Source organism: Kribbella sp. NPDC054772 (assembly GCF_053611945.1).
In genome coordinates this window covers 155,009-177,552 of the sequence record NZ_JBSHBJ010000008.1, presented here as the reverse complement: position 1 = coordinate 177,552, position 22,544 = coordinate 155,009, and the positions used below count along the sequence as shown (strand labels likewise).

The 22,544-nt window shown below is 64.3% G+C and carries 21 protein-coding genes and 1 tRNA gene; 12 read left to right on the top strand and 10 right to left on the bottom strand.

Annotated features, from left to right (window positions below):
• Positions 1-6: 6 nt before the first annotated feature.
• Positions 7-1,395 (bottom strand): hypothetical protein, encoded by a 1,389-nt coding sequence (locus ACWGID_RS16135; protein ID WP_452197252.1) that lies wholly within the window; start codon positions 1,393-1,395, stop codon positions 7-9.
• A gap of 97 nt (positions 1,396-1,492) precedes the next feature.
• Between ACWGID_RS16135 and ACWGID_RS16130 the strand changes: the two genes are divergently transcribed.
• Together ACWGID_RS16130 and ACWGID_RS16125 are read left to right on the top strand one after the other, a co-directional pair.
• Positions 1,493-2,905, top strand: a complete 1,413-nt coding sequence (locus ACWGID_RS16130; protein WP_452197251.1) for a hypothetical protein — start codon at positions 1,493-1,495, stop codon at positions 2,903-2,905.
• Positions 2,902-3,429 (top strand): SAM-dependent methyltransferase, encoded by a 528-nt coding sequence (locus ACWGID_RS16125; protein ID WP_452197250.1) that lies wholly within the window; start codon positions 2,902-2,904, stop codon positions 3,427-3,429. Before ACWGID_RS16130 ends, ACWGID_RS16125 begins: the two co-directional genes overlap by 4 nt.
• Before the next feature lie 11 nt (positions 3,430-3,440).
• On the opposite strand, the gene ACWGID_RS16120 is transcribed toward ACWGID_RS16125, so the two are convergent.
• From ACWGID_RS16120 to ACWGID_RS16110, 3 genes are read right to left on the bottom strand one after another with little or no spacing between them, the layout of a single operon-like run.
• Positions 3,441-3,974 carry a DUF5753 domain-containing protein gene (locus ACWGID_RS16120; RefSeq protein WP_452197366.1) on the bottom strand — a complete coding sequence of 178 codons (534 nt, stop codon included), beginning with the start codon at positions 3,972-3,974 and terminating at the stop codon, positions 3,441-3,443.
• Entirely contained in the window at positions 3,922-4,620 is a 699-nt protein-coding gene (locus tag ACWGID_RS16115; protein WP_452197249.1) for a nucleotidyl transferase AbiEii/AbiGii toxin family protein, read from the bottom strand. Before ACWGID_RS16115 ends, ACWGID_RS16120 begins: the two co-directional genes overlap by 53 nt.
• Positions 4,523-5,470, bottom strand: coding sequence for a type IV toxin-antitoxin system AbiEi family antitoxin domain-containing protein (locus tag ACWGID_RS16110; protein ID WP_452197248.1), 948 nt, complete (start codon positions 5,468-5,470; stop codon positions 4,523-4,525). Before ACWGID_RS16110 ends, ACWGID_RS16115 begins: the two co-directional genes overlap by 98 nt.
• Before the next feature lie 261 nt (positions 5,471-5,731).
• Between ACWGID_RS16110 and ACWGID_RS16105 the strand changes: the two genes are divergently transcribed.
• Complete coding sequence (locus tag ACWGID_RS16105) at positions 5,732-5,938, top strand: DUF3024 domain-containing protein (protein ID WP_452197247.1); 207 nt, start codon at positions 5,732-5,734, stop codon at positions 5,936-5,938.
• Positions 5,853-6,071, top strand: coding sequence for a DUF3024 domain-containing protein (locus ACWGID_RS16100; RefSeq protein ID WP_452197246.1), 219 nt, complete (start codon positions 5,853-5,855; stop codon positions 6,069-6,071). The genes ACWGID_RS16105 and ACWGID_RS16100 overlap by 86 nt, the downstream gene beginning before the upstream one ends.
• Here ACWGID_RS16100 and ACWGID_RS16095 read toward each other — a convergent pair.
• Both ACWGID_RS16095 and ACWGID_RS16090 read right to left on the bottom strand, forming a co-directional pair.
• Complete coding sequence (locus ACWGID_RS16095; RefSeq protein ID WP_452197245.1) at positions 5,987-7,588, bottom strand: helix-turn-helix domain-containing protein; 1,602 nt, start codon at positions 7,586-7,588, stop codon at positions 5,987-5,989. The two genes, ACWGID_RS16100 and ACWGID_RS16095, sit on opposite strands and share 85 nt — an antisense overlap.
• A gap of 454 nt (positions 7,589-8,042) precedes the next feature.
• Positions 8,043-9,851 carry an ATP-dependent nuclease gene (locus ACWGID_RS16090; protein ID WP_452197244.1) on the bottom strand — a complete coding sequence of 603 codons (1,809 nt, stop codon included), beginning with the start codon at positions 9,849-9,851 and terminating at the stop codon, positions 8,043-8,045.
• 692 nt (positions 9,852-10,543) lie between these two features.
• Here ACWGID_RS16090 and ACWGID_RS16085 point away from each other — a divergent pair.
• The 4 genes from ACWGID_RS16085 (at position 10,544) to ACWGID_RS16070 (ending at position 14,751) form a co-directional block, all read left to right on the top strand.
• Positions 10,544-11,380 carry a hypothetical protein gene (locus ACWGID_RS16085; protein WP_452197243.1) on the top strand — a complete coding sequence of 279 codons (837 nt, stop codon included), beginning with the start codon at positions 10,544-10,546 and terminating at the stop codon, positions 11,378-11,380.
• Positions 11,381-11,882: 502 nt separating this feature from the next.
• Positions 11,883-12,617 carry a hypothetical protein gene (locus ACWGID_RS16080; protein ID WP_452197242.1) on the top strand — a complete coding sequence of 245 codons (735 nt, stop codon included), beginning with the start codon at positions 11,883-11,885 and terminating at the stop codon, positions 12,615-12,617.
• A complete protein-coding gene (locus tag ACWGID_RS16075) occupies positions 12,583-13,242 on the top strand; it encodes a hypothetical protein (protein ID WP_452197241.1) in 660 nt (219 codons plus the stop codon). Before ACWGID_RS16080 ends, ACWGID_RS16075 begins: the two co-directional genes overlap by 35 nt.
• A gap of 642 nt (positions 13,243-13,884) precedes the next feature.
• Positions 13,885-14,751, top strand: a complete 867-nt coding sequence (locus ACWGID_RS16070; protein WP_452197240.1) for a tyrosine-type recombinase/integrase — start codon at positions 13,885-13,887, stop codon at positions 14,749-14,751.
• Positions 14,752-14,806: 55 nt separating this feature from the next.
• Here the strand turns inward: ACWGID_RS16070 and ACWGID_RS16065 are convergent.
• Positions 14,807-14,879 (bottom strand) — tRNA-Lys (locus ACWGID_RS16065).
• A 166-nt stretch (positions 14,880-15,045) separates the two neighbouring features.
• Here ACWGID_RS16065 and ACWGID_RS16060 point away from each other — a divergent pair.
• A complete protein-coding gene (locus ACWGID_RS16060) occupies positions 15,046-16,029 on the top strand; it encodes an ArsR/SmtB family transcription factor (RefSeq protein WP_452197239.1) in 984 nt (327 codons plus the stop codon).
• 109 nt (positions 16,030-16,138) lie between these two features.
• Positions 16,139-16,822 carry a G5 domain-containing protein gene (locus tag ACWGID_RS16055; RefSeq protein ID WP_452197238.1) on the top strand — a complete coding sequence of 228 codons (684 nt, stop codon included), beginning with the start codon at positions 16,139-16,141 and terminating at the stop codon, positions 16,820-16,822.
• 21 nt (positions 16,823-16,843) lie between these two features.
• Here the strand turns inward: ACWGID_RS16055 and ACWGID_RS16050 are convergent, their stop codons facing one another.
• Both ACWGID_RS16050 and ACWGID_RS16045 read right to left on the bottom strand, forming a co-directional pair.
• Positions 16,844-17,353: a YceI family protein gene (locus ACWGID_RS16050; RefSeq protein ID WP_452197237.1), complete on the bottom strand. Its 510-nt coding sequence runs from the start codon at positions 17,351-17,353 to the stop codon at positions 16,844-16,846.
• Positions 17,354-17,384: 31 nt separating this feature from the next.
• The gene (locus tag ACWGID_RS16045; RefSeq protein ID WP_452197236.1) at positions 17,385-17,789 is read right to left on the bottom strand and encodes a pyridoxamine 5'-phosphate oxidase family protein; all 405 of its coding nucleotides are present in this window, start codon (positions 17,787-17,789) and stop codon (positions 17,385-17,387) included.
• Positions 17,790-17,867: 78 nt separating this feature from the next.
• Between ACWGID_RS16045 and ACWGID_RS16040 the strand changes: the two genes are divergently transcribed.
• Positions 17,868-18,812, top strand: a complete 945-nt coding sequence (locus tag ACWGID_RS16040) for a DUF5937 family protein (protein WP_452197235.1) — start codon at positions 17,868-17,870, stop codon at positions 18,810-18,812.
• Positions 18,813-18,913: 101 nt separating this feature from the next.
• Complete coding sequence (locus ACWGID_RS16035) at positions 18,914-21,460, top strand: glycosyl hydrolase (RefSeq protein WP_452197234.1); 2,547 nt, start codon at positions 18,914-18,916, stop codon at positions 21,458-21,460.
• Here the strand turns inward: ACWGID_RS16035 and ACWGID_RS16030 are convergent.
• The gene (locus ACWGID_RS16030; protein WP_452197233.1) at positions 21,457-22,464 is read right to left on the bottom strand and encodes a LacI family DNA-binding transcriptional regulator; all 1,008 of its coding nucleotides are present in this window, start codon (positions 22,462-22,464) and stop codon (positions 21,457-21,459) included. The genes ACWGID_RS16035 and ACWGID_RS16030 overlap by 4 nt on opposite strands.
• Positions 22,465-22,544 lie beyond the last annotated feature (80 nt).

Sequence of the window (22,544 nt, the reverse complement as noted above, 5' to 3'; positions counted from 1 at the left end):
TAGAAGCTAGCCGCTGATCAATGCACCAACACGCTCGAGGACCCCGCTCACCCCGTCGTGGGTTGTGTACGGACGAGCCAGGGACACCATCGCCTGCAACCGATCGGCGGCGCGAACCGAGTCAGTGGCCATGGCCATGTCGACGGCCTGATGACCGGCCGCCGCCGCAAGGTCTGGCTGCGCATCGAGGACGTAGCCGGTGGCAATGCTGATCGCGTCAAACGTGCGGCTCCGCTCCTCCCCAGCGCCCCTGGTCGCGTACGAGCGCTCAGCATGTTCGATCGCGCGTGGCGCAAACCGGGTCCGATGCTCTACATGGGAGGCCAGGCAGGCGTAGATGACCCCCGAGATACCGTCCAGGTCTGCAGGTGCAAGAAAGAATCGAGCCCACGACGGGACCGTCTCTTCGTCAATTCGTCCGAGTTCCTCCTGAGCACGTGCAAGTGAGTCGGAGACCCTGTCCGCAGCGCCAAGCATGGCGTAGGCCCAGGCTTCATTCGCGTGCAAGACAGCGACTGCTGCGAGATTTCCGCTGTCTTGGGCCACGATCTGTCCGAGCTGCCATAGCCGCAGCGCCTCCTGGGCCCGACCTTGGTGGATCGAGACGCGGCCAAGGCGGTAGAAACCACCAGCGATCAGAGCGAGTTCGTTGATCTCCCGCGCAAGGACAAGCCCAGCAGTTAGGTAGTGACGGGCCGCTCCGTGGTCCCCAAGGTCGTGACTTGCCCATCCGGCAACCTGGTACATGTCGGACAGTGCGGCCTTGAAGTCTGTCTCGGTTCGTTCCGTCTCGAACCGGCTGGCCAGCATGCCATTCGCCCATGCGAGGTAGCTGACCGCGGAGTCCCGGCAGGACCCGCCGCCATGGGCGGCATCGATCTGTCTGTGTTCGTCACGAACCACGCGGACCAGATCGACGTGGGCTGCAGTCACCCGCGATGGAACGCTGGTCGCGGTGGATTGCTTGGAGGCGACGTATCCATTCAGCTCGGCCGGGACCGGGCCAACAGCCAGGGCGGCCAGCGATCCGACGAACCCTGGCGCTGCGCCCGGGTCGCGCAATCTGCCATCGCTCTTGGCTTCACCGCTCCGCACATGAGACCCCACACCCAGCAGACCGCGGTCGATGCCAAACCCATCCGCGATACGCACCAGTACGTCGTACGACGTCACCACCTGCTTGCCCTGGGAAATACTCCGGACCCGGGTTTCCGCGAGACCGGACGCAGCAGCGAGGGCGCTCCTGCTGTAGCCGTGATCGCGCAGGAACAAGAACAGCGTCCGAATGTCCTGCTCAGCCAAGCAGTCACGCAGCAGCCGGCCCGCGTGCACGCCCGAGGTCCACCATTGCGGATCTGGTCGTACCACGTGCCGCGCAACGTGCTCTGACTGCACTCTCGGGCCCTCCTGCTGCTTCGGTGCGGATACGATGAGCGAATCACTAGCTACCGTGGGTGGGACACCGGTTCTGGGGCCGAGAGTGGTGAAAGTGGTGAACGAGCGAACGGGAACGTCGAGCGCCGGAACGCGCCGCAACTCCAAGCTCGCCGCAGCGATAGCGGAGGCAGGCTGGTCGCATGCCCAACTCGCACTGGCGGTAGGCCGGGTGGCCGCCGAATCCGGCAACGAGCGCCTCGTCTCGGTGGGCAGGTCCCACGTCTCGCACTGGGTCGCGGGGTCGACCCCGTCGGGTGACGCGCCGGCGATCTTGGTGGAGGCACTTTCACGCCGCCTCGGCAGGGTCGTCACTCTCGACCAGATCGGCCTGTCCGGTCCGCGGGCACCTGCAGCACCGGATTGGTCCGCAGATACGCTGACAGCGCTCGCCGATCTGGGAAGGGGCAACGTGGACATCGAGCGCAGGTCAGTCCTGCGAGCCGCCGGCTACTCCGTGGCCGCACTGGCGGTTCCTCCACAGGCTTGGTGGGAAACCATGGCGCGCCGAGGAGCCCAGCGCTCTGCGCGCAGCGGCCGGTTGATCGGCGCCGGTGACCTGGAAGCGATCCGAGAGATGGCGCAGATGTTCACCCGAATCGACCAGCGCCGCGGCGGCGGGCACGCGCGCACAGCAGTCGTGCAGTACTTGACATCTGACGTCGCCAGCGCGCTGAGAGCCGCCCACGCGAGCGCCGAGATTCGCCGCGGTCTGTTCGCCACGGCGGGCGAACTTGCGTACCTCAGTGGCTGGATGGCGTTCGACAACGCCGAGCATGCGACCGCGCAGAAGTACTTCACCGTCGCCGTCCAACTCGCCGCAGAGGCCGACGATCCACCCCTGGCCGGCCACGTCCTGCGCGCGATGGCACACCAGGCTGTGGACCTCGGCCATTCACGACAAGCAGTGCAATTGGCCAAGGCGTCGCTGTCGGGGACACGATCGACATTGGCTAGTCCCAGGGAACGCGCTCTGCTCGAGGTCGTCCAGGCCAGGGCTCTTGCGGCTGACGGTCAAGGCAGCGCGGCTACGAAAGCGCTCCTGCGCGCCGAGGACAACCTGACCGCCGCTGGCTCTGGTGACGACGAGCCCGGCCGGGTCTTCTTCTTCGGCGAGGCCAGCCTTGCCCACGAAACTGCGTGTACTTTGCGCGACCTCGGCGATCTGGCCGCGGCGATCGCCCAGTTCAGACGCAGCGTCCGTACGCGGAAGGCGGCAACGTTTACCCGGACGCACGCTGTGACCCTGGGGTACCTCGGAGCAGTTCAGGCGCGCCAGGGTGCGATCGACGAAGCCTGCTCAACCTGGTCGGCGGCTCTTGACGCCATGGATGGCGTGCACTCTGGCCGCACGCGTCAAACTGTCGTCGACATGCGATCGGCGCTGTCGCCGTTCCGGGTCCGCGGCATCCCAGCCGCTGCCGAGCTCGATCATCGCGCCGCACGCTACCTCGCCTCCGCACCGAGATGACCCTGTTCACCACTCACCGATCAAAGGACGTCCCGATGACGCCGAGTCCTCTCACGGTCGAACCCGTTGCCCAGGTGATCGGTGGCCGAAGCGAACCTACCGATGACTACTGGGGCGGTACCCGCTCCATCCTGCGCATCAACAACGAGCGGTTCGACGAACGGTCCACCGCCGGCCTCGAAGCGTTCTCACACCTCGAGGTCGTGTTCTTCTTTCACCTCTCCGACCAGACCGATCTGAACCTCGGCGCCCGCCGCCCCAGAGACAACCCAGCCTGGCCCGAGGTTGGTGCGTTCGGTCACCGCAATATGCGCAGGATCAACTGGCTCGGCATCTCTCGCTGCCGACTTGTCAAGGTCGATGGGCTCGACCTGCACGTCGAGGATCTCGACGCTGTCGACGGAACGCCTGTCATCGACATCAAGCCCTGGTTCGATGAGTTCGGGCCGCGGGGCGAGACCCACCAACCGGCCTGGACCACCGACATGCTCACGAACTACTTCGCGCCCGCCGACCAGCGCTGACCCAGCTGGAATCAGGCGTTCGGTTGGAGTTGGCTGAGTCTGTGCTTGATGAATTCAGCGGACTTCGCGTCGTCGAGGGCGGTCTCCCACAGATTCGCCCAAGCCTTCTGAAGCAGTTCGACTTCGTCTGGTTTGTCCGACCAGAAGAACCCGAGGAAGCCGTCCACGTAGGCACCGGACCACTCGACCAGCGGACCGCGGGACGGGAAGCCCAGCAGGGCGAACGGCCCGGTCGTCATGCCGGCGTGTTCCTCAACGTCGAATGGCATGATCCTGATCGCAACATCTGGGCGCTGAGCCATATCCAGTAGGTGGGTCAATTGCTCTGCCATCGTCTCGGCACCACCGACACGCCGGCGGACCACTGCTTCGCTCAGTACGACGGCGAGTCTGGGCGCGCCCGACTCGCGGTCCAGGATCTGTTGCCGGTTGAGCCGGATCTCTAACCGGCGTTCGAGCACATCAGGATCGATGTCCGAGCGGGTGAAGCGCTCATCTCCCATGATGCTTTTCGCGTAGTCGCGAGTCTGTAACAGGCCGGGGATGAGGTCTCGCGACTGGAGAACGGCGAGTCTCCAGTGCGGAGCCTGGACGTCGAGCAGGCATGCAAGGTGTACGGCGTAGCCGACGCGGCGCTGGTGCGCGCCTTGACGACGGCAGGTCTTGCAGGGTCTCGTGGTCGATGATCGGTTTGAGTGGCACATGGTCGACCGCGGCATCGAGGTGTCGCCGGGTCGTGAGATCGATGCTGAAGGACTCGAACTCTCGACCGCCCAGCAAGGCCCGCGCCTTCACCTTGGCGGTTTCGGCGCCATAACCATAGGGGTCGACCTCTCGCTGGATGGTCATCGAGTACAGCTCGAACTCGAACGGGTCTCCGTGATGCCGACGGCTGGACAGCTGCCGCAATTCTGACAAGGCGTCTTCGGTACTGGTCCACGGTGTCTCGCGAGCAAGATCGACATCCTGGGTGAATCGGCCGCCTCCAGTTCGGATCAGTAGCGCGTTGCCGCCCAGTAGCACCCACGGGGCATCGGGGTCCTGAAAGATGCGGCTGAGGAAGATCGTGAAGATGTACTGCTTGCGGATCGGGTCAGCCGCGACGCCGCGGCTCTTGGCCTCGCTGGCCAGCTTGGCCCCCAAGGACTGTCGCAGCCGGTTCGCTTCCAGCCGAGTCAGCGGCTCCGCCATCGTCGATCTTCCTGTTCTGCCGGCTTGTGGCATCTCGTGTTCCGTCAGGTCGTGCTGCGTTGACTACGTGTTGAGTCGCCGAGGTGAAGGCGATCCCCTGCCCCAATTGGCGAAGTCGCTCGTCAACGGCCCGGCTGACGATGTCTTCGAACTGGGGCGCGAGTGCTCGGAAGAACTTCTCCCGCAGCTCAGGGACCGCCAACTCCAGCAGCCCGGTGTCAGGTCGGAAACCAGCTGCCTTCAGGAGCGCCGCGAGCAGGGCGTGGCCGTCCGGAGATCCGAACCGCTCAGCCACCGGCTCGAGCGCCTGTACGAGGGAACCGGACGTGACGTCGGTTGTGGCGACTGCATCGCGGACCACCGCAGCGAGGTGGTCAAAGTCGGTACCGCCGGTGGCCAGGTCGTTGACAGTGCGCGCGACGGAAGTCACCGGCAGCCCATCGACCCACGCGACATCTCCGTCCGGCAGGTCACGCTTGCGATACCGGATGTCCGGCTGCGTGGTCTGCCGACGTACTGCGGTAGTGAACTCGTACCTGGAAGCCAGCACGTCGCCGAGGCCGTGCACGGCTGCCGCGGACTCACCAGACACCACGGCCAGTCTCTGGTTGCCCGTGGGCTGGCTGCCGGTGGCTAGCCAGGCTGCGCGCAGCCCCTGCAATGGTCCGGTGTCGGCGGAAGGGAGTGCGTAGACGCCATGACGAACACGGTGCACAGTTCCGCGCTCGGCAAGGCGGGAAAGATGCATCTTGGACACACCTGCCTCGTGGGCCTGGGCCGTCGTCACCAGTCCCCATTGGCTGGAACCAACCAGTTCCAGCGACTCCAACACGTCGACCGCACGCATCATTCTCACCTCCTTTCTCTTCAAGAGTAACATCCAAGCGTTACTTTCAAAGCTCTACAGCGATGAGTACGTCACTTTTCAAGTATCCAGGCCGCTGCATGAGGCGATCGGCCAGGTCCGACCGGCCGCCGGTCGGTAGGGTCTGAGGTACGGCGTCGCACTTCCGTCAAGAAGGTCGACCCACCGCCTGCTCCGCACGCCCGACCGGCCAAGCTGCTGACCAGATCGGCACAGCTCAGGGTCGCCTCACGACTGGTGAATTGAATGGCTCTGTCCGAACTGGATGTCGAACGCGTACAGCGATGGTGCGCCACACGGGTTCCGGAGCACGCTCGCGACCAACTGCGTATCGAGTGCGAAGTCGCCCCACGCCACCTGACACTCGTTGAGCCGGCGCCCGCCCTGGCACGACGACATCCAGGCGGATTGGACCAGCTCCGCAATCGCTCGCTTGCGCTACAACGCCACTGACAAGTCCTGGACGTTGTACTGGGTCGACCGACACCAGCGCTTCCATACCTACGACAGACTCGCCCCATCGCAGAGTATCGACGACCTACTGACCGAGATCGACCGCGACCCGACGAGCATCTTCTGGGGATGACCGCGATGGTCGGCCAAGTTGGTCGGTCGTGCATCCCTCTGTGCCTTCATCTTCCTAAGCACTGCGTCGCACGTTCGAACTGGCCTCTCACCAGAGGTCGAGATCCGCGAACTCCTGGTCCAGGGCGGCTGCGGCGGAGGGTTGTGGATTCGGCGGCCCATGTAGACGTCTTGGGTTATGGAGACTTGGGCTTGGCCTAGGTGGTCGGCTATTTGGCGGGCGGATTGACCTCGGCGGTCTAGGGCGGTGGCGGTGGTTTTGCGGAAGGTGTGGGAGCGGATCCAGGTGAGGGCGTCTGAGGGTGAGGGCTGGGCTGCTTGGTCGACTTGGGCGCTGAGGGTGGGGGATGCGTCGAGGTTTATGCGGTAGGTCTTGACGAGGGTGGCTACGAGTTCGCGGTCGAGCTTGATGCGGCCGCTCTCGATCAGCTCGAGCCTGGTCTTGGGCCAGCCGAGTTTCGTGACGACCTGTTTGCGGGTGAGGCCGGCTTGGAGGCGGGCGGATCGGAGAGTCTCGCCTAGGTCGCGGCGGGCGGTGCTGGCTACGGGGGATAGTGCGCGGCGGAGGGCTCGGCGGACGTTGGAGGGGTCTCGGAAGCCTCCGAGGGAGTCGGCGAAGATGGGTTCGTCGGGGAGGATGCCGGCTGCGTGGCGTCGGCGGAGCATGGTGACGGCCCAGCCTGGGAGAGGTAGGGCGCGTTCGCCGGCCTTGGATTTAGGGGCCTTGCGGATCAAGCCTTGGCCTGGGGCGCGAACCATGGTGTGAGTGATCTCGATTGCGCCGGACTCGAGGTTGACCTGTGACCAGCGGACGGCGAGCGACTCGCCGATTCGGACGCCTGTGCCGAGCATGAAGAGGACCAGGTCAGGAAGGTCGGCTCGTACGGCGGCTTCGTCGGTGGTCAGGAGTTGCCGTAGGCCGGCGATCTCTTCGTTGGTGAGTGCTCGGGGCGGGTCCTTCGGGCGGGCCTCGACCGCCTCGACTTCGCGGACCGGGTTGACGATGAGAGCGCCGTACCGGACGGCGAGTTGCATCATGCCGGAGATGACCGCGCGGCAGGTCTTCGCTGTGGATCGACCGACGGTGCGCTTGATGGTTCCGATGATTCTGTCGATGCGTGGTGTGGTTGCCTCACCGATCAGGAGTTCGCCGAGGGCAGGGCGTACGTAGTTCTTGATGGCTGTCCGGTACGTCGTCAGCGTCGTCGGTGATCGCCGGCTGTCTTCGATGCGTTCCTCTAACTTCTCGATCCACAGGTCGATGAGGTCGTTGATCTTGTCGGTCGGGCTCAGCTCGCCGTACTGCGTGATCTTTGCCCGGTCTCGCAGCTTCGTGAGTAGGCGGTGCTCGGCTGCGCCCTTGGTCTTGGCAGACGCGGTGACCTCACGGGTACGTCCGTCGTGGTCACGGAAGTACGCAGACGCGCGCCAGGAGACCACCTTGCCCTCGGCGTCTTTCCTCTCAGCACGGGATCGGACGTTGCCCCACGTTCCGATCGGAAGGTGCGGTCTGCTCATCTCAGCCCTCCACAGTCCAACAGCACGTGGCGACTCAACGGCTCGGCGGGCTGGTGATCGGAGGAAACGAGAGCAGTGCGACAGGACGCGATACGTCGCTCAGCAACGCGCAGCCAGCTGGCTGCGCGGAGCCGCCGATCCCCCTCAGACGGGCATGCATCGGCCACCGTGAGTATTGGCAGAGTTAACGCAGACCCGACGATCCCGGCCGAGGCGCCGATCTGCGCCTGACCTGCGGAAAGCAGTGGGCCCCGTGGGACTCGAACCCACAACCCGCGGATTCCCCCAGCTTGCGTCGCGACGTTCCCCGTTGCTTCCTGATCTGGCTGCTGACCTGCAGGTATGCGCGATCAGGATCGCCATCAGCCCTCAACAGTTCCGGTCGCCTCCTGTCGAAAACCATGGGGTAAGCCATGCCCATGTTCCAGCAGCTCGAGCCGAACGCGAGGCCGCCCTAGAACGGTGGTTGTCCGTCCCAGTCGTCGAGTTCGTCAGCCAAGTCAAGGTCGGCCGGCGCGGCAGCCGCATCTGATGACGCGGCGCTGGAGTCCGCTAGATGCCCTGCCAAAGCGCTGGCGAGCGCCTGAAGTGCAAGCGTTGCCGCGGTCGGCAGCGCATGATCCCGTAGACCGCGCGCGGCGTATCGGGCGCGCAGTGGTTTCGACGACGCGCCAACGACTGGGGCTGACTCGGCGTACAGGTCGGACCAAACGGAACCAAAGAGGGCCCCAACCGAGTGCTCGAAGTTATGACGCAGGGTCGCGTAATTGTTTTCAACATGTAAAGACTCGTGGCTGAGGTTGTCTGTCTCGGCGCCCGCTGGATTTTCACCGAGGGCGCGGAAAATGTCCTTCCGCTTGCCAAGGAGCTCTTCGACTTCCTTTGTTGCTACCTTATCGGTGTCCGTGTCGAAGACGCAGTAAACCGGCGTTCCCAATGCGGCGAACATCCGCACCCACTTCGCAATATTTCCGATCCCATTAACGGAGACAACAGCCACGCCGCGCCGCAACGGATCAAAATCTACGAGGCGTAGGAGCTCGGGCAGCGCAAGTGCTTCGGTGTCACCTTCAACCAATACACAAAGACGCGCAAAGAGGGCGCTTTTGATCTCCGTTGTCGCGCTGGCCTCGTAGAAGTTGCCGATGGTTGTCGGCGTGGTTCGCGTGGGGTCCGCTCCCATGCCGATCATTTCGGTGGCAAGCTCGTCGCGATCTACCTGAGTTAGTTTCGTCGCCCCAAAGTGAGACTTGCGCACTACTACAAGGTTCTCGGGTCGAGACATGTCGACGAAGTGCGGACTGTGAGTAGTTAGGACAACCTGCAAGCCATCTGTCGCCATGCCGCCGAGTCGGCCGGCAAGCCATTGCTGGGCGAGCGGGTGCAGGTGTGATTCGGGCTCATCGACGACGAGGATCATGCCGTCAGATTGGCCGAAGGCACGTGCATACGCGTACGAGAATGCCAGTGCGAGAATCTGCTCTTGACCCGTTCCCAGCTCGTCGAATGACCGGACAGCGCCATCGAGCTTTGGATGAACACGGAGGGATCGGAAGAAGTTGCTAGGGTCGTAGGCCGAAAAATCGATGTCGAGCCGATATGACAGGTTTTGTCCGAAATCATCAGTTGTGGCCGTCAGAAGCTCACGGAACTTCTGAAACTCAGCAACCTCAGAGAACTGTCCGACGAGCTCCTCGAAGATGGCTTCCAGTCTTGCCCTGCGTCCAGGTGTGGAGAGAAGACGATTATGGAATCGATGCATCAACTTCGACAGCAGCGTCCACTGGCTCGTATACGACAATTGATATGACAGCCGGCGGTCGGCATCAATCCGCATTGCGAAGAGGGGGGATCGAATTGCCTTCGTGACAAACGTCTTCGCGCATCTATCGCAGTGCATCGAGTAATCGATCGGATCCCCAGACCGCTGGGTGTCATAGATCCACCGGATGTGGTCGATTGATCCCACGGAATCATAACTACACGTCAAGCCCTCGACGTCTGCGTTGAGTTTGATGGCGATCCCATCGGAGTCCCGACCGTGGAAGTCGTGATCTTCGATAGAGTGGGTCGTCGGCCACCGCTCGCCAAAGAGAATGTCGATCGCCCGAGTGATGTTGCTCTTCCCGGCGTTATTCTCACCGAGCAGGACGAGTGGACCGTCGGTTGGGAAGGTGATTCGGACCGGATCTGCGACCGAGCGCAGGTTCTCGATAGTTAAGCTCTTTAAGCGTGGTGGCATCTGCAGATCCCCCTGGTTCACCGCGTGAGTTGATTCATCCCCGTGACTCACATCTCTCGCCGGAGTACTTCGTTACCGCCCGAAGCGGGGTCGAGGCCGAATCGTGATCATCACCTCATGAGCGTGTCGGACAGGGCGGGACAAACACGCCTAATGGCTGTCGCCCGGGTCTGCCCGTGTCAGTGCGCGGGCAGACCCGAGACTCCTGGCGCAGACCCCTATCGGCGATCTCGGCCCGCCGCCATTGCTGTCGCCCCGGATGCCGGGATTCAGTCCCGGTACGCCACACCGGCCGGCCCCGGACTGGCTGTATGTCGACATCCCAGCCCGCCGAGCTGAGGGCTGGAACGTAGCGGGCCGACGAAAGCTGGGACCTGGGACACATGGGTCTCGGCCTCGGCGAGAGTTTCCGCAGGTCAGAAGGCTGACTGGGACAGTGGGACACGTGGGACAGCTAACCGCAACAACGTCGACGGCCTCGTGGCGGACCTCGGGTCGTCGTTCGTGGTGATTGGCGCCTCGCCTCTCCACTGCGTCGCGAGGCGGGACGGGCGCCGGAGGTGTAGACGAAGGCCCGGGACACATCGCTGCGGTACAAGAAGCACAGCAGTCAAGCTTGATGGTGCTCACCATTCGAACCAACTCTGGTGTCCCTGACCTAAGGTGTGTCGTCATGCGGTAACCAACCGGCAGAGTAAGGCGGAGGTCTCGAAGTGGTCGAGGATGATCCATGGGCGGTCGCAGAGTCGCAGCGCCCAGCGAGCTATGACGATCTCATCGGCGATCCTTGGAAGGACCGTGAGAAAAAGGAGAGCATCATAGCTGATGCGATCCTTGGCGGCGCTGCAATTCTTCTTTTACAGCGGGGTGAGCGCGACGTTGCCGGACTGGTGCTTGATGTGGAGAAGGCTGTCTTGGAGTACGACCCTGAAGATCGTTCCCAAGATCTCTGGCTTGAGGTCGCTCCTGAGGACCGGCCCCGCTTTTCTAGCGACGTCGTAGATCAGATCAAAGACGCATGCGTGGAGGTATCTCGAAGAAAAGGCTACGGAGTCGAATGGATCTCAGTCCGCGAGAGTCTACCGCCGGTGGGGCCCTCCTGGCGCGAGCAACTTCGTGAGCAGTTGGCGGGCAAGAAAGTTTCGAATCAAGGGCGGCGTGTCCGCGTTGGTCCCCCAAGGCATATCGAAGACAATCTTGCCTTCACGAACCCGGGCGAGCTCAAGGTATATCGAGCGCTGAAACATATTCAGCAAAAGGAGATGCCGACCGACGAGACACTTTCTATTGCCCCGCTTCCTGGATTGCGTCTGCGAGATCACACGTGGGAGCCCGACTTGCTGATCGCCTATAAAGGACGAGCTGGGATTATTGAAGTCGACGGGCCGCATCATAATCGGCGCCGAGCTTTTGATGGCACGCGCGATCATCTGTATAGGGATGCAGGCGCTGCCTTCGTCGATCGAATTCCGGTGGAAGCGTTGGACAGCCACGAAGAATTGCTAGCCGTCTTGCGCCGCTTTCTGAAACGTATGAGTGAGAGCAGATAGGAAAGGCTATTCTGCGAGGACGAGGTTGGCTGTTGCTGTGCCGATAGCTGTCCTGACGTGCTGAGACGATGTGAGGTGCGAGGAGCCAGCGATGACGAGCTGGGACCTTGCATACCGCCGGCTGCGCGATCTGCGCGGTCCCGTTGGCCGCCGGACGTCCGAGCTGGCAGACTGATGCGCCTGCGAACCAGGGGGAATGGTGGAGTCTCAAGAGCAGCAGGCAAAAGCGGCCAGTCAGTCACGAACCGCATGGCCAGAACGGATCGTTCACTTCGCCATCGTCCTACCCGAGCGGCTTGGGCTTGAGGATGGGTGGGACTTGAACCTCCGTAGCGACTATGCACCGAGAAATGTGGATAGCTTCGTTCTTCCGCCGCAGGCAGAGCCGGAGGCTATCGGTGTCGGCGACAGCGCTCCCAAGTTGATCCCTCGGCCATATGACGACATATTCGCCGCTCGAATAGTCCACCACCTCGAGTCAGCCAAACCTCGTGGTCTAGACATGCTCGATATTGCAGCTCAGACCGTGCACAGGATTGGGCGCGGGCGATTCGGCAACGCGCCCAAGGGGCAAGTGCTGGAAGACTCGGTGCTGGTCGAGTACTCGGTCTTGGAAGTAGCGGTCCCGTTGTTGGCGGATCGGGACGAGGATGAGATTGGCGACGTGGCCCTCTCTCTGGCGATCGATGCCATTCAACTGATTCAAAGGGCATACCATCGGGCATGTCATGAGCCAATCACCCTAGTTACACGCGAGCGTCTTCCGGCGCTCGTTCCGGCGTTCGTGCGAGAGTTCGCGGAGACCGGCGCGAATCCTGATGATCCATACACGCTGGCGGATGGTCCATTCTTCGTCGCCGTTAATCTTCATGAATGGGTTGGCCTCCCAGGCGCTGGACAGGAAGTAATAGACTCTGAACGACTGGACATCAGCCTTCAGCGCGTAGCGGAGAACGGACCGCATGAGGCGCTGACGGAGTTTCGTCGCGAGGCCTCAGTCGCATTCTGGCTGACTGGCGATTATCGCGCCTCCATCACCTGGACCGCCACCGCCGCTGAGCTTCTTCTGGATGAGGTTTTGCAGAGCATGATGTGGGAGGAGGGGCGACGACCCGAAGATTGCGTCTCCGACTTCACGAACAATATGTCGATCGTAAAGCGAGTTAAGACTCTCTATCCTCCCCGTCTCGGCGGAAGTTGGGGTGATCCAGCAGAATTCGTCTGGACCGGTAAGTGACTGGTTCAAGCACGTTACTCGTCCGAGAAACAAGATCATGCATTCCGGCTACATGCCAGACCGACATGAGGCTGAAGGCGCGTTGCATGCGCTGGAAGGCTTGGTAACCTACATCGGAGACCTGCTGGTCGCTAAGGTGCAGAACTATCCGCGCACCGCCTGGATGTTCCTTGGCCAAGATGGATTTGCCAGGCGAATGGACAGCCTTCCACTTTCACTTAGCGAAGTACTTCAAGATCCCTCTGAAGTTCTTTGGACTGAGGCGCTCCAAAGATGGCGCGCATGTCTGTCGCGCTGCCGAGCTGATAGGGACGTTCCCCGCGTGCCATCGCTAGAGAACTCGTATTTGTATGCAGTATTTGATGAGAATACGGTTTACTGGTGCCTCCATGATCGGGCTACTTGCCTCGCCGCGCAGGTCGATTTCGATGCTTCGCGACTCCCGCGGAGAATGCGTGAGACGTTCGATGACATGAGACAGGATCTCCTCAAAGATGCGACGATACCACAGACGGTGGCGCACTTCGTAGAACTCTACGATGGTCCTGAGCCAGTCGAATGGGTTGAAGAATATCGCCTGATTCCGATGGCAAGTGTCATGGTAGATCGAACAGATCGCGATTGATCTACGGTATCGAGACCTCTTCATCGTGCACGATCTCGCCCGTTCTGTAGCCGCGCGAAGACCCAAGCCCAATCGAAGCCTTGAGACACCACGTCGCCGGTTCCTGATCGGATCGGCGCCAGGGACGAAACCGAGCCATCGTGTGGATCGATAATTCTGATGCCTGCGTAGCGAAGCACGGCCAAGGATGCCAACCATGCCGGATGGCCGGCCAAATCATCCAAGACCGCTGCAGAGAACAACCTGCAGGAGAAGCTGATCGAGCGTCGCAACGGCGGTCGGGGCAGCAAACTCACGGGGTCAGACAAGTTCTCGCTTGCTGCTGATCTGTGGCTTGAGAAGTTCCGACAGATGGTGAAGGACGGGAGGCGTTCTGCTGGGAGTCTCGACACCTACCGGTGCCACTTGGACAGGACTCTTCTACCTGGGCTGGGAGATGTTCGCCTTGGCGAGATGAACACCCCGCTCATTGACAAAGTCATCTGTGCAATTCGAGATGAGGTCGGGCCTGCCACAGGACGGAGCTGCCGGAGCATCATCTCCGGAATCCTGGGGTTGGCTGTTCGGTACGGCGCGCTACCGGTCAACCCGGTTCGCGATGTCGAGCGGATCGAGGGACAGCCAAAGAGGAGGCCCCGAGCATTGACACAGGTCGAGCGGGAAGCTTGGTTCGCTCAGATCAGTAAGGATCCGGCTGCTGTACGGGCGGACCTTCCAGACCTGACCACGTTCATGCTCGCGACCGGCGTCCGAATCGGCGAATCGCTCGGATTGCTGTGGTCACAGGTGAATCTCCAGACAGGCGAGATCGAAATCACCCACCAGATCATCCGAGTGACGGGTGATGGGCTGATCCGAACGCGTACCAAATCCCGTGCAGGTGAGCGCGTCTTGGTCGTGCCCTCCTGGTGTCTCTCGATGCTGCTGTCCAGAGCGGCACAGGGCGTTCGGCTGGAACAAGCGGTATTCCCCGACTCGCGTGGCGGATTCCGTGACCCGTCCAACGTCAACAGGGATCTACGGAAGGCGCGCTCTCCGATCGGTGGTGAGGTTCGGCGGGCGCTGAGCGATCAACTGCGCAAGGCGAGGCCAGACGCCGGCATAACGCAACCCGAGGTGACGAAGCGCCTCGGTTGGTCCAGCTCGCGAATCAGCCTGATCGAGCGCGCTCGGCTCAAGGTCACGCGAGAGGATGCAGCGGCGCTGCTGGATCTGTATCGGTTGCGAGGTCAGGAGCGGGCGACCCTGCTCCGCCTGGTTGATGAAGCCTCGGCGCCAAGCGAGGCTGACGCATTCTCGTGGCTCACGTCCCACGTGTTCAGGAAGACGACAGCAACGATCCTCGACGACGCAGGGCAAAGCGCGCGGCAGATCGCAGACCAGCTCGGGCACGCGCGGCCGTCGATGACGCAGGACGTGTACATGGGTCGGAAGGCGAAGAATCCGGCTGCGGCGATTGCTCTGGAGAGGGCTCTCAACGCTGGTCCGGAGGACAAAACCATGGGGTAAACCATGGGCCAGAAAGACACGAAACCCCAGGTCAGCTCTCTGACCTGGGGTTTTGTAGGCCCCGTGGGACTCGAACCCACAACCCGCGGATTAAAAGTCCGCTGCTCTGCCAATTGAGCTAGAGGCCCCTGAGGGGGTGAGGGAACAGTGTGTCAGGTTTGGCGGGGGTTTGCTTGGGCGGGGTGAGGGGGCGGGGGTGACCCTCTTGGCGCTTACGGTGTGTAGTTACGTGGTGGTCGGTGGTGACGTCGGGGTGGGTTTCGGCGTTCTGCTTCCTCGGGGGAGGACAAGGCGATGGGTTTCCGGATCCGGTTCGGGTGTGTTGATCTGGCGCGTACGACGATCTGTCGGGAGCCGGATCCGTTGTGGGAAGTGCTGCTCGGGATGCACATGGTGCAGACCGATGACGAGCCGGAAGTGTTCGGGGCGTGGCGGCAGCGGACGCGGGCGCGGTTGACGCCGCTCGAGCGGGAGTTGCTGGTGCTGGCGCCGCCGGTCGGGTACTCGCCGGACTTTCTGACGCCGGCGGAGACCGTCGACGGGCTGGAGGCGGGGCTCAGCGCGATCGCGGCGACTCCGCAGCAGCAACTGGAGAGCGAACTCGGGCTGCTGGCGGATCAGGAGCAGGTGCGGTTGCCGAACTGGACCCGTCGCCTCGCGGCCGGCGATCCCGCAGTACTGGCGAAGTTGTGTCATGGGCTGCGGCAGTTCCACCGTACGCACATCGCGCCGCAGATGCCGATCATGACCGCGATGATCAGCCGGGACGTGAAGGTGCACAGCGATACCGTGACGACCGGCGGGTTCGAGTCGCTCGCGGGCACGTTGCATCCGGTGCTGCAGTGGGAGCCGCCGTACCTGCACGTCGACATGGGGCACGTCGATCTCGACCGGGATCTCGACGGGCGCGGGTTGCGGCTGGTGCCGTCGTACTTCTGCTGGCGGCATCCGATCATGCCGGCCGATCCGGAGCGTACGCCGGTCCTCGTCTACCCGGTGCACCACGACCCGGCGTGGGCCGAGCGGTGCGTCGATCCGGAGCGGGCGGTCGCCGACCTGCTCGGGCGGACGCGGGCCGCCGTGCTGCGGACCATCTCGAAGCAGGCGTGTTCGACCAGCGAGTTGGCTGCCCGTGCCGGGATCTCGCTGGCGTCCGCGAGTGAGCACGCCCGCGTCCTGCACCGCACCGGCCTGGTGACGACCCGCCGCGCGGGCGGCGCCGTCCGGCACACGATCAGCCCGATCGGCGCCAACATCCTCACTGGCGCGCAATTCTGAGGCTTGCAGGTCTCTGAGCGCGGCTGGTACAGATCGGTGTTCGCCCGGGAGGTCCGGGCGCTGACAATCCCGCCGCGGGGGGAACCGACGGCGGGTTGGGGGGACAAACGTGTCTTTCTTCCGTGCTGCGCTGGTTCCGGTCGCGTGTCTGGCCGTCGGCGCACTCGCTGCCGGTTGTGGAGCGGACTCCGGTACGACGACAGTCGGCGAACCGGCCGCCATCGCCACCGTCCACGTCACCACCACGCTGACCGCGACACCCACACCGACACCCACAGAGACACCCGCAGGCACACCCACAGACACACCCACTGGGCCGGCGACGAGCACCACCGCGCCGGCCAAGATCGCCAGCGTCACGCCGGCGAAACCCAAGACCACGACGAAGGAAGTCGTGGAGTTCAGCACGATCCCGTTCAAGAAGAAGACCGTCACCGACAGCTCGCTGCCGAAGGGCGAGCGAACGGTCCGCACCACCGGCGTCAACGGCACCCGCCGCCTGACGTACCGCGTCACGTTCGTGAACGGCGTACAGACCACCAAGCACCTGCTCCGCGAGGAAGTCGCGAAGCAGCCGCGGACCCAGATCACCGTCGTCGGTACGAAGGTCGACGAACCGAAACAGTCCTCGGGCTGCGACCCGAACTACTCCGGCTGCGTCCCGATCGCCAGTGACGTGGACTGTTCCGGCGGGAGCGGCAACGGACCGGAGTACGTCGACGGCCCGATCAAGGTCATCGGCAACGACATCTACCGACTCGACGCCGACCACGACGGCATCGCCTGCGAGTAGCCGGCCAGGTGAGCCGCACCATCACCTGTTGCGGCTCACCGCCACATCGAGCTCGAGTACGACGTCCGCCCGCACCAGCGCGGTCGTGAACACGTTCCAGTTCACGTCCCACTCCTGCCGATCGACCGTCAGCGCCGCCGTGAAACGCCCCGCCTCGGTCAGCTCGAACGGTACGGTCACCGCCCGCGTCGTACCACGGATCGTGAGCTCACCCGTCACGTCGTACCGCCGCTCCGACACCTGCACAACATCCGTGGACACGAAGGTCAGCACCGGGTACGTCGCCGCGCCGAAGAAATCCTTGCGCAACTGCGCGTCCCGCCGCCGGTCGCCCGTCTCGACACTCGCCACCCGCACGGTGAGCCAGGCCGAGGACGCCGCGGGATCCGCGCTGTCCAACCGAACCGCACCGTCGAACTCCGCGAACCGCCCGCGCACCTTGCTCCCGACGCGATGCGCCGCCAGGAAACCGATCCGGGTCCGTTCGCCGTCGAGTACGTACTCTCCCTGCAACTCCGCGAGCTTCGTCATACCCGGTACGACGGGGCAGCGCGGCGAACTGTCAGCCGATCACGCCGGTGGTGATCCGTCGCGGGGTGATGTCGAACATCGAGTCCTCGGGCGGGTCGGCCAGGTACGCCGCGCGGAACTCCTCCGGCAGGTACTTCACCACCATCGCGTTCAGCAGGTCGTCACTGAGCGGCAGCAACCGCGCCTCGCCCTGCATGTTGAGGTACTTCGCGGTCGGGCCGTCGGCCGTCTGGACCGAGAGCGACAGGCCACCCGAGCCGGTCCGGTGCAGTCTCGCCTTCTTCGACTTGGCCGGCGTCATCACCTGGAACCTGTTCTCGCCCGGCAGGTGATGGAACCAGACCGGCGTCACATGTGGCGACCACCCCGGGTCGTCGATCGCCAGCACGGCCACCAGCGGCTGCGCCAGGAACTCGGCTGCTTCCTTGTCATCCATCGTTCGGAACCCCATGCACCGACCATTCCACGGCCCACCGACATTTAGGATCGGCCAACAACGAGGAAGGGACCGGAGGTGCTGACCTACCTGCTGAACTCGCAGGACCTGGCCGATGTCCGGTTCGCGGTGTCGCCGGTCGCGGAGATGGTGCTGTCGATGCGCGCGCTCCGGGATCCGGGCCGCTTCCCGCTGCAGCTGGGCTGGGTGCGGGCCGTGCAGCCGCAGCTCGCCGACCTCGACTGGACGGTCCTGCGCCGGCTCGTCAACGACACCATGGGCAGCCCCGATTTCCTGACGCCCCGCCCCACCTCGCCGCTCACCCAACTCACCGACGAACTGGACGTGATCGCCTCCGTGGACCGCGCCACGTTCGAGCGTCAGATCGTCGCGGTCAACGGCGAACTCCCCGACGACCTGACCGTCGACAAGGTCGTCGAAGTACTACGCCAGTACTGGGACGCCGTGATGGCGCCGTACTGGAACCGGATGCGGACGCTGCTGTCGGCGGACATCAGCTACCGCGGTCACGTCCTCACCCAGCACGGCACCGGCGCGATGCTCAACGACCTCGGACCCGCGATCAGCTACGCGGACGGCGAGCTCAAGGTCGACCGGGTAGCGAACCCGAGCCGGACCGAGGCCGTCGACGGTCGCGGACTCGTCCTGCAACCAACGCTGTTCGGACCGCACGCGGTCATCCCGTTCGATCCCGGCGCCGATCCGCTGCTCGGCTATCCACCGCGCGGTCAGGCGAACCTGTGGTCGGTCGTCGAGCCACCGTCCCGGCAAGATCTCGCCCAGTTGATCGGTACGCCGCGTGCGCGCATCCTCGAGCTCCTGACACATCCCCGGACGACGACCGATCTGGCCGGCGAGCTCCGAGTGACACCGTCCGCAGTGAGTCAGCACCTTCAACTGCTTCGTCGTACCGGCCTCGTCGAACCGCAACGGACCGGGAAGCAGGTGCTCTACCGGCCGACCGAGCTCGCCGCTCTGCTGACCGGAACCGATCTCGCCTGAGCTGTTGACAGCCCGATCACCCACAGCGATAGTACAAATCGATTTGTAACGTCGTGGCAGCCGACGTCTCACCCCACACCGCCCTGATTCAAGGAGTCGGCATGAGACGTACCCTTGCCCTCGTTCTCGGAGTTCTCCTCCTCGGCATCGGCACCATCGCCCCCGCCCACGCGGCGACCCTCGCCCTCACCCCGATCACCCTCGGAAACGTGTTCACCGACGGCCAGTCGGTCACCGTCGGTCTGAGCACCGACGCCGCGTCCGTCACCTGGTCCGCCGCCGATGTCAACGGCACCGTGGTCGCGACCGGAAGCCAAGCAGCCGCGAGCACTCTCCAGGTCTCGGTCACCAACCGCGGCTGGTACCAGCTCACCGTCCAGGCGGGCACGCTGACCGCCAAGACCACGTTCGCGATCCTCAGCCCGCTCAGTACGGCGTCGGTCGCGGGCCTCACCACCAACCGCGTCGGTGACTTCGAGAACGCCGCGGAAGGCTGGACCTTCTACCCGGGCAGCGAGTTCCCCGGAGCCACCGGAAACTTCGCGCTGGACAGCACCGACAACCATTCCGGAAACAGTTCCGGAAAGCTTTCCGGAAACTTCAGCGCCGGCGGCGCGTACGTGAGCGTGAACCGCACGGTTCCGTCGGTCGCGGCCACCAGTCTGAGTTTCTGGGCGAAGTCGCCGAACCTCTCCTTCCTGACGTTCCGCATCACCGACTCGACCAACCAGGTGCACCAGCAACGCCTGACGTTGTCGGGGGCAACTGATTGGCAGCCGCTGACCGTCAGCCGGTTCGACGGCGGCAAGCAGTACGTGCACTTCGGTGGCGCGAACGACGGGGTCTGGCACGGTCCCGCCAAGCAGATCGAGGTCGTCCTGGACAAGGGCGCGATCAGCGGCGCGACCAGCAGCAGCGTCAGCCTCGACGACTTCACTCTGAACGCCCTCGCGAGCACCCCGACGACACCGCTCGGCGACTACGACAGCGCCGCCGAGGGCTGGTCGTTCTATCCGGGCAGCGAGTTCCCCGGAGCGACCGGCGGCCTCGCTTACGACACCGCTTCCCCGCACGCCGGCGCCCAGTCCGCCAAGCTCAGCGGCGACTTCACCGGTGGCGGCAACTACGTCGCGCTGCAACGCAATCTCGTCCCGATCGACCTGAAGTCCCTGAGTCTGTGGGTGAGGACGAGCCAGATCAACGCGCTCGGGCTCCGCATCACCGACGCGACCGGTCAGGTCCACCAGCAGCGCCTCACCCTGACCGGCTCCACCGCGTGGCAGCAGCTCACCGTCACCCGCTTCGACGGTGGCACCGGATACCTGCACTTCGGCGGCGCCGACGACGGCATCTGGCACGGCCCCGCCAAGGCGATCATGCTGACCCTCGACAAGAGCTCCATCATCAACGGGGGAACGTCGGCCAGTGCCAACGTCGACGCGGTCGCCGCGACCACGGCCCCGACGTACCAAGGAACCGGAACGCATTTCGCGCAGTCGTGGAACCCGGACGTGATTCCGCTGGTGAAGCAGTCAGGCGCCGGGACCGCTCGCGACGAGGCCTACTGGCAGGACATCGAGACGACGCAGGGCACGTACTCGTTCCCCGCGAAGATCACCAACTACCAGCAGGCGTTCCAGAGCAACGGTCTCGACCCGTTGCTGATCGCCGATCGCGGCAACCCGTTCTACGACAGTTTCAAGCCGCCGACCACCGACGCCGGCCGCACGGGTTTCGCGAACTACGCCGACAAGGTCGCGACGCAGTACCCGCAGATCAAGAACATGGCGGTCTGGAACGAGTGGGACATCAACGGTGAGGGCGCGGCGTACCAGACCCCCGAGGCGTACGTCGCGTTGCTGCAGGCAACTTATACGAAGCTGAAGGCGAACCACCCGGGGTTGACCGTGGTCGGCGGCAGTGACACCGACGTGACGCAGCAGGCCTGGTTCCAGCAGTTCTGCCAGCTCGGCGGGCTGAAGTACCTCGACGTGGTCTCCGTCCACCCGTACAACTTCCTGCACGCGCCCGAGAGCCTCGGCACCTTCATCGATCAGGTGCGCGCGACGATCCGGCAGTACAACGGTGGCGTGGACAAGCCGATCTGGATCACCGAGGCCGGCTGGTACACCGGCTCCGGCAGCGCCGCACCGGTCACCGAACCGACGCAGGCGATGTACATGGCCCGCGCGATGCTCAACGTGCCCGGGCACGACGTCGACCGGTTCTACATGTACGACTTCAAGAACGACGGCATCGACCCGGCCGCGCAGGAGAACAACTTCGGCCTGATCCACCACGAGACCGATGCCCTCGGCAAGTACACCCCGAAACCGTCGTACGTCGCCTACGCGACCGCCGCTCGTCAGCTCCGCGGCGCGACGTTCCTCGGCAAGGAGTTCCCGGGCAACGGCCTGATCGACCAGGTCTACGCGGCCAACGACGGTACGCCGTTCCGCGCGATCTGGGCCGCGAGCGGGTCGAACACGACCGTGACGGTGAACGCGACCGGACCGGTCCAGGTCACCAGCCTCTACGGTCTGTCCAGCACATTCACTCCGGACGCCAACGGTCAGATCAGCGTGACGGTCGGCGTCTGGCCGACGTACATCTCCGGTGCGACGGTGACCTCGGTGACGACCCCCTAGGCCGAGTCACGGCGTACCACTGACGGCGCGAACAGAATGCGCTGCGGCCGGCTGGGGGCCGTCCCCTCCAGCCGGCCGAGCAGGACGCGGCCGACCGCCCGGCCCTGCTCGCGGGGATCGCCGGAGACCGTGGTCAGCGACGGCGACACCAGCGCGGCGGCCTCGATGTCGTCGAAACCCATCACGGCGACGTCGTCCGGGACCCGCAGGCCACGGTCGCGGACGGCGTCGAGGGCACCGATCGCGACCATGTCGTTGGTACAGAGGACGGCGCGGGGCGGTCGCGGCAAGTCGAGGAGCGCGTGCAATCCCGCCGTACCGCCGGCGCGGGAGAACTCCTCGCGGACGATCAGCTGCCGAACGAAGCGGAGACCAGCGGCGGCGAGTGCCCGGCGGTACCCCTGGACGCGATCAGCCGGTGGACCGTCGCCGGCCGGCCCGGTGACGAAGCCGATCCGCTGATAGCCGCGGTCGATCAGGTAGCTGGTCGCGAGTTCGCCCGCGGCGAGGTCGTCGGACGACAGTACGTCGATTCCCGGCGCGGCCCGGCGACCGCCCATCAGCGCGACCGGGATCCCGGCGGCGACGGCGGCCGCGACGTCGGCGGCCTTGCTGTAGTACCCGGCGAAGACCATCGCGTCGACGCTGCGGGTGACCATCCGCGCCACCAGGTCCCGCTCGGCCCGCGGTTCGCCGTCGGTGTTCCCGATCAGCACCTGGTACCCGGGCTCGCTGACGACATCGAGCAGCCCGCGCGCGACCGACGGGTAGAACGGGTTCGTGATGTCCGGCACGATCAGCGCGATCGTCTGCGTCCGCTGGGTCCGCAGACTGCGCGCGACCTCGTTCGGCTCCCAGCCGAGCTCGTCCATCACCGACCGCACCCGGGCCTGCGTCGCTGCGGACACCGGCCGCCGCCCCGACAACACGTGCGAGACCGTCGTCGGACTCACCCCGGCCCGCGCCGCGACGTCCGAGATAGCGACCCGCCGACCAGCAGCCACGACCCTCCTCGGGACAGTTCAGAGCACGATACTGCGTTAGCTTCCACGGAAGCCGTGAGTTAGAGTCGAACCGTCCGCGG

Bases quoted from the DNA above. Each gene is read 5' to 3' on its own strand.
- ACWGID_RS16125 (WP_452197250.1), top strand. From the start codon at position 2,902: ATGACCCTGTTCACCACTCACCGATCAAAGGACGTCCCGATGACGCCG.
- ACWGID_RS16115 (WP_452197249.1), bottom strand. From the start codon at position 4,620: ATGGCGGAGCCGCTGACTCGGCTGGAAGCGAACCGGCTGCGACAGTCC.
- ACWGID_RS16110 (WP_452197248.1), bottom strand. From the start codon at position 5,470: ATGATGCGTGCGGTCGACGTGTTGGAGTCGCTGGAACTGGTTGGTTCC.
- ACWGID_RS16105 (WP_452197247.1), top strand. From the start codon at position 5,732: ATGGCTCTGTCCGAACTGGATGTCGAACGCGTACAGCGATGGTGCGCC.
- ACWGID_RS16095 (WP_452197245.1), bottom strand. From the start codon at position 7,588: ATGAGCAGACCGCACCTTCCGATCGGAACGTGGGGCAACGTCCGATCC.
- ACWGID_RS16080 (WP_452197242.1), top strand. From the start codon at position 11,883: ATGCTCGATATTGCAGCTCAGACCGTGCACAGGATTGGGCGCGGGCGA.
- ACWGID_RS16060 (WP_452197239.1), top strand. From the start codon at position 15,046: ATGGGTTTCCGGATCCGGTTCGGGTGTGTTGATCTGGCGCGTACGACG.
- ACWGID_RS16050 (WP_452197237.1), bottom strand. From the start codon at position 17,353: ATGACGAAGCTCGCGGAGTTGCAGGGAGAGTACGTACTCGACGGCGAA.
- ACWGID_RS16045 (WP_452197236.1), bottom strand. From the start codon at position 17,789: ATGGATGACAAGGAAGCAGCCGAGTTCCTGGCGCAGCCGCTGGTGGCC.
- ACWGID_RS16035 (WP_452197234.1), top strand. From the start codon at position 18,914: ATGAGACGTACCCTTGCCCTCGTTCTCGGAGTTCTCCTCCTCGGCATC.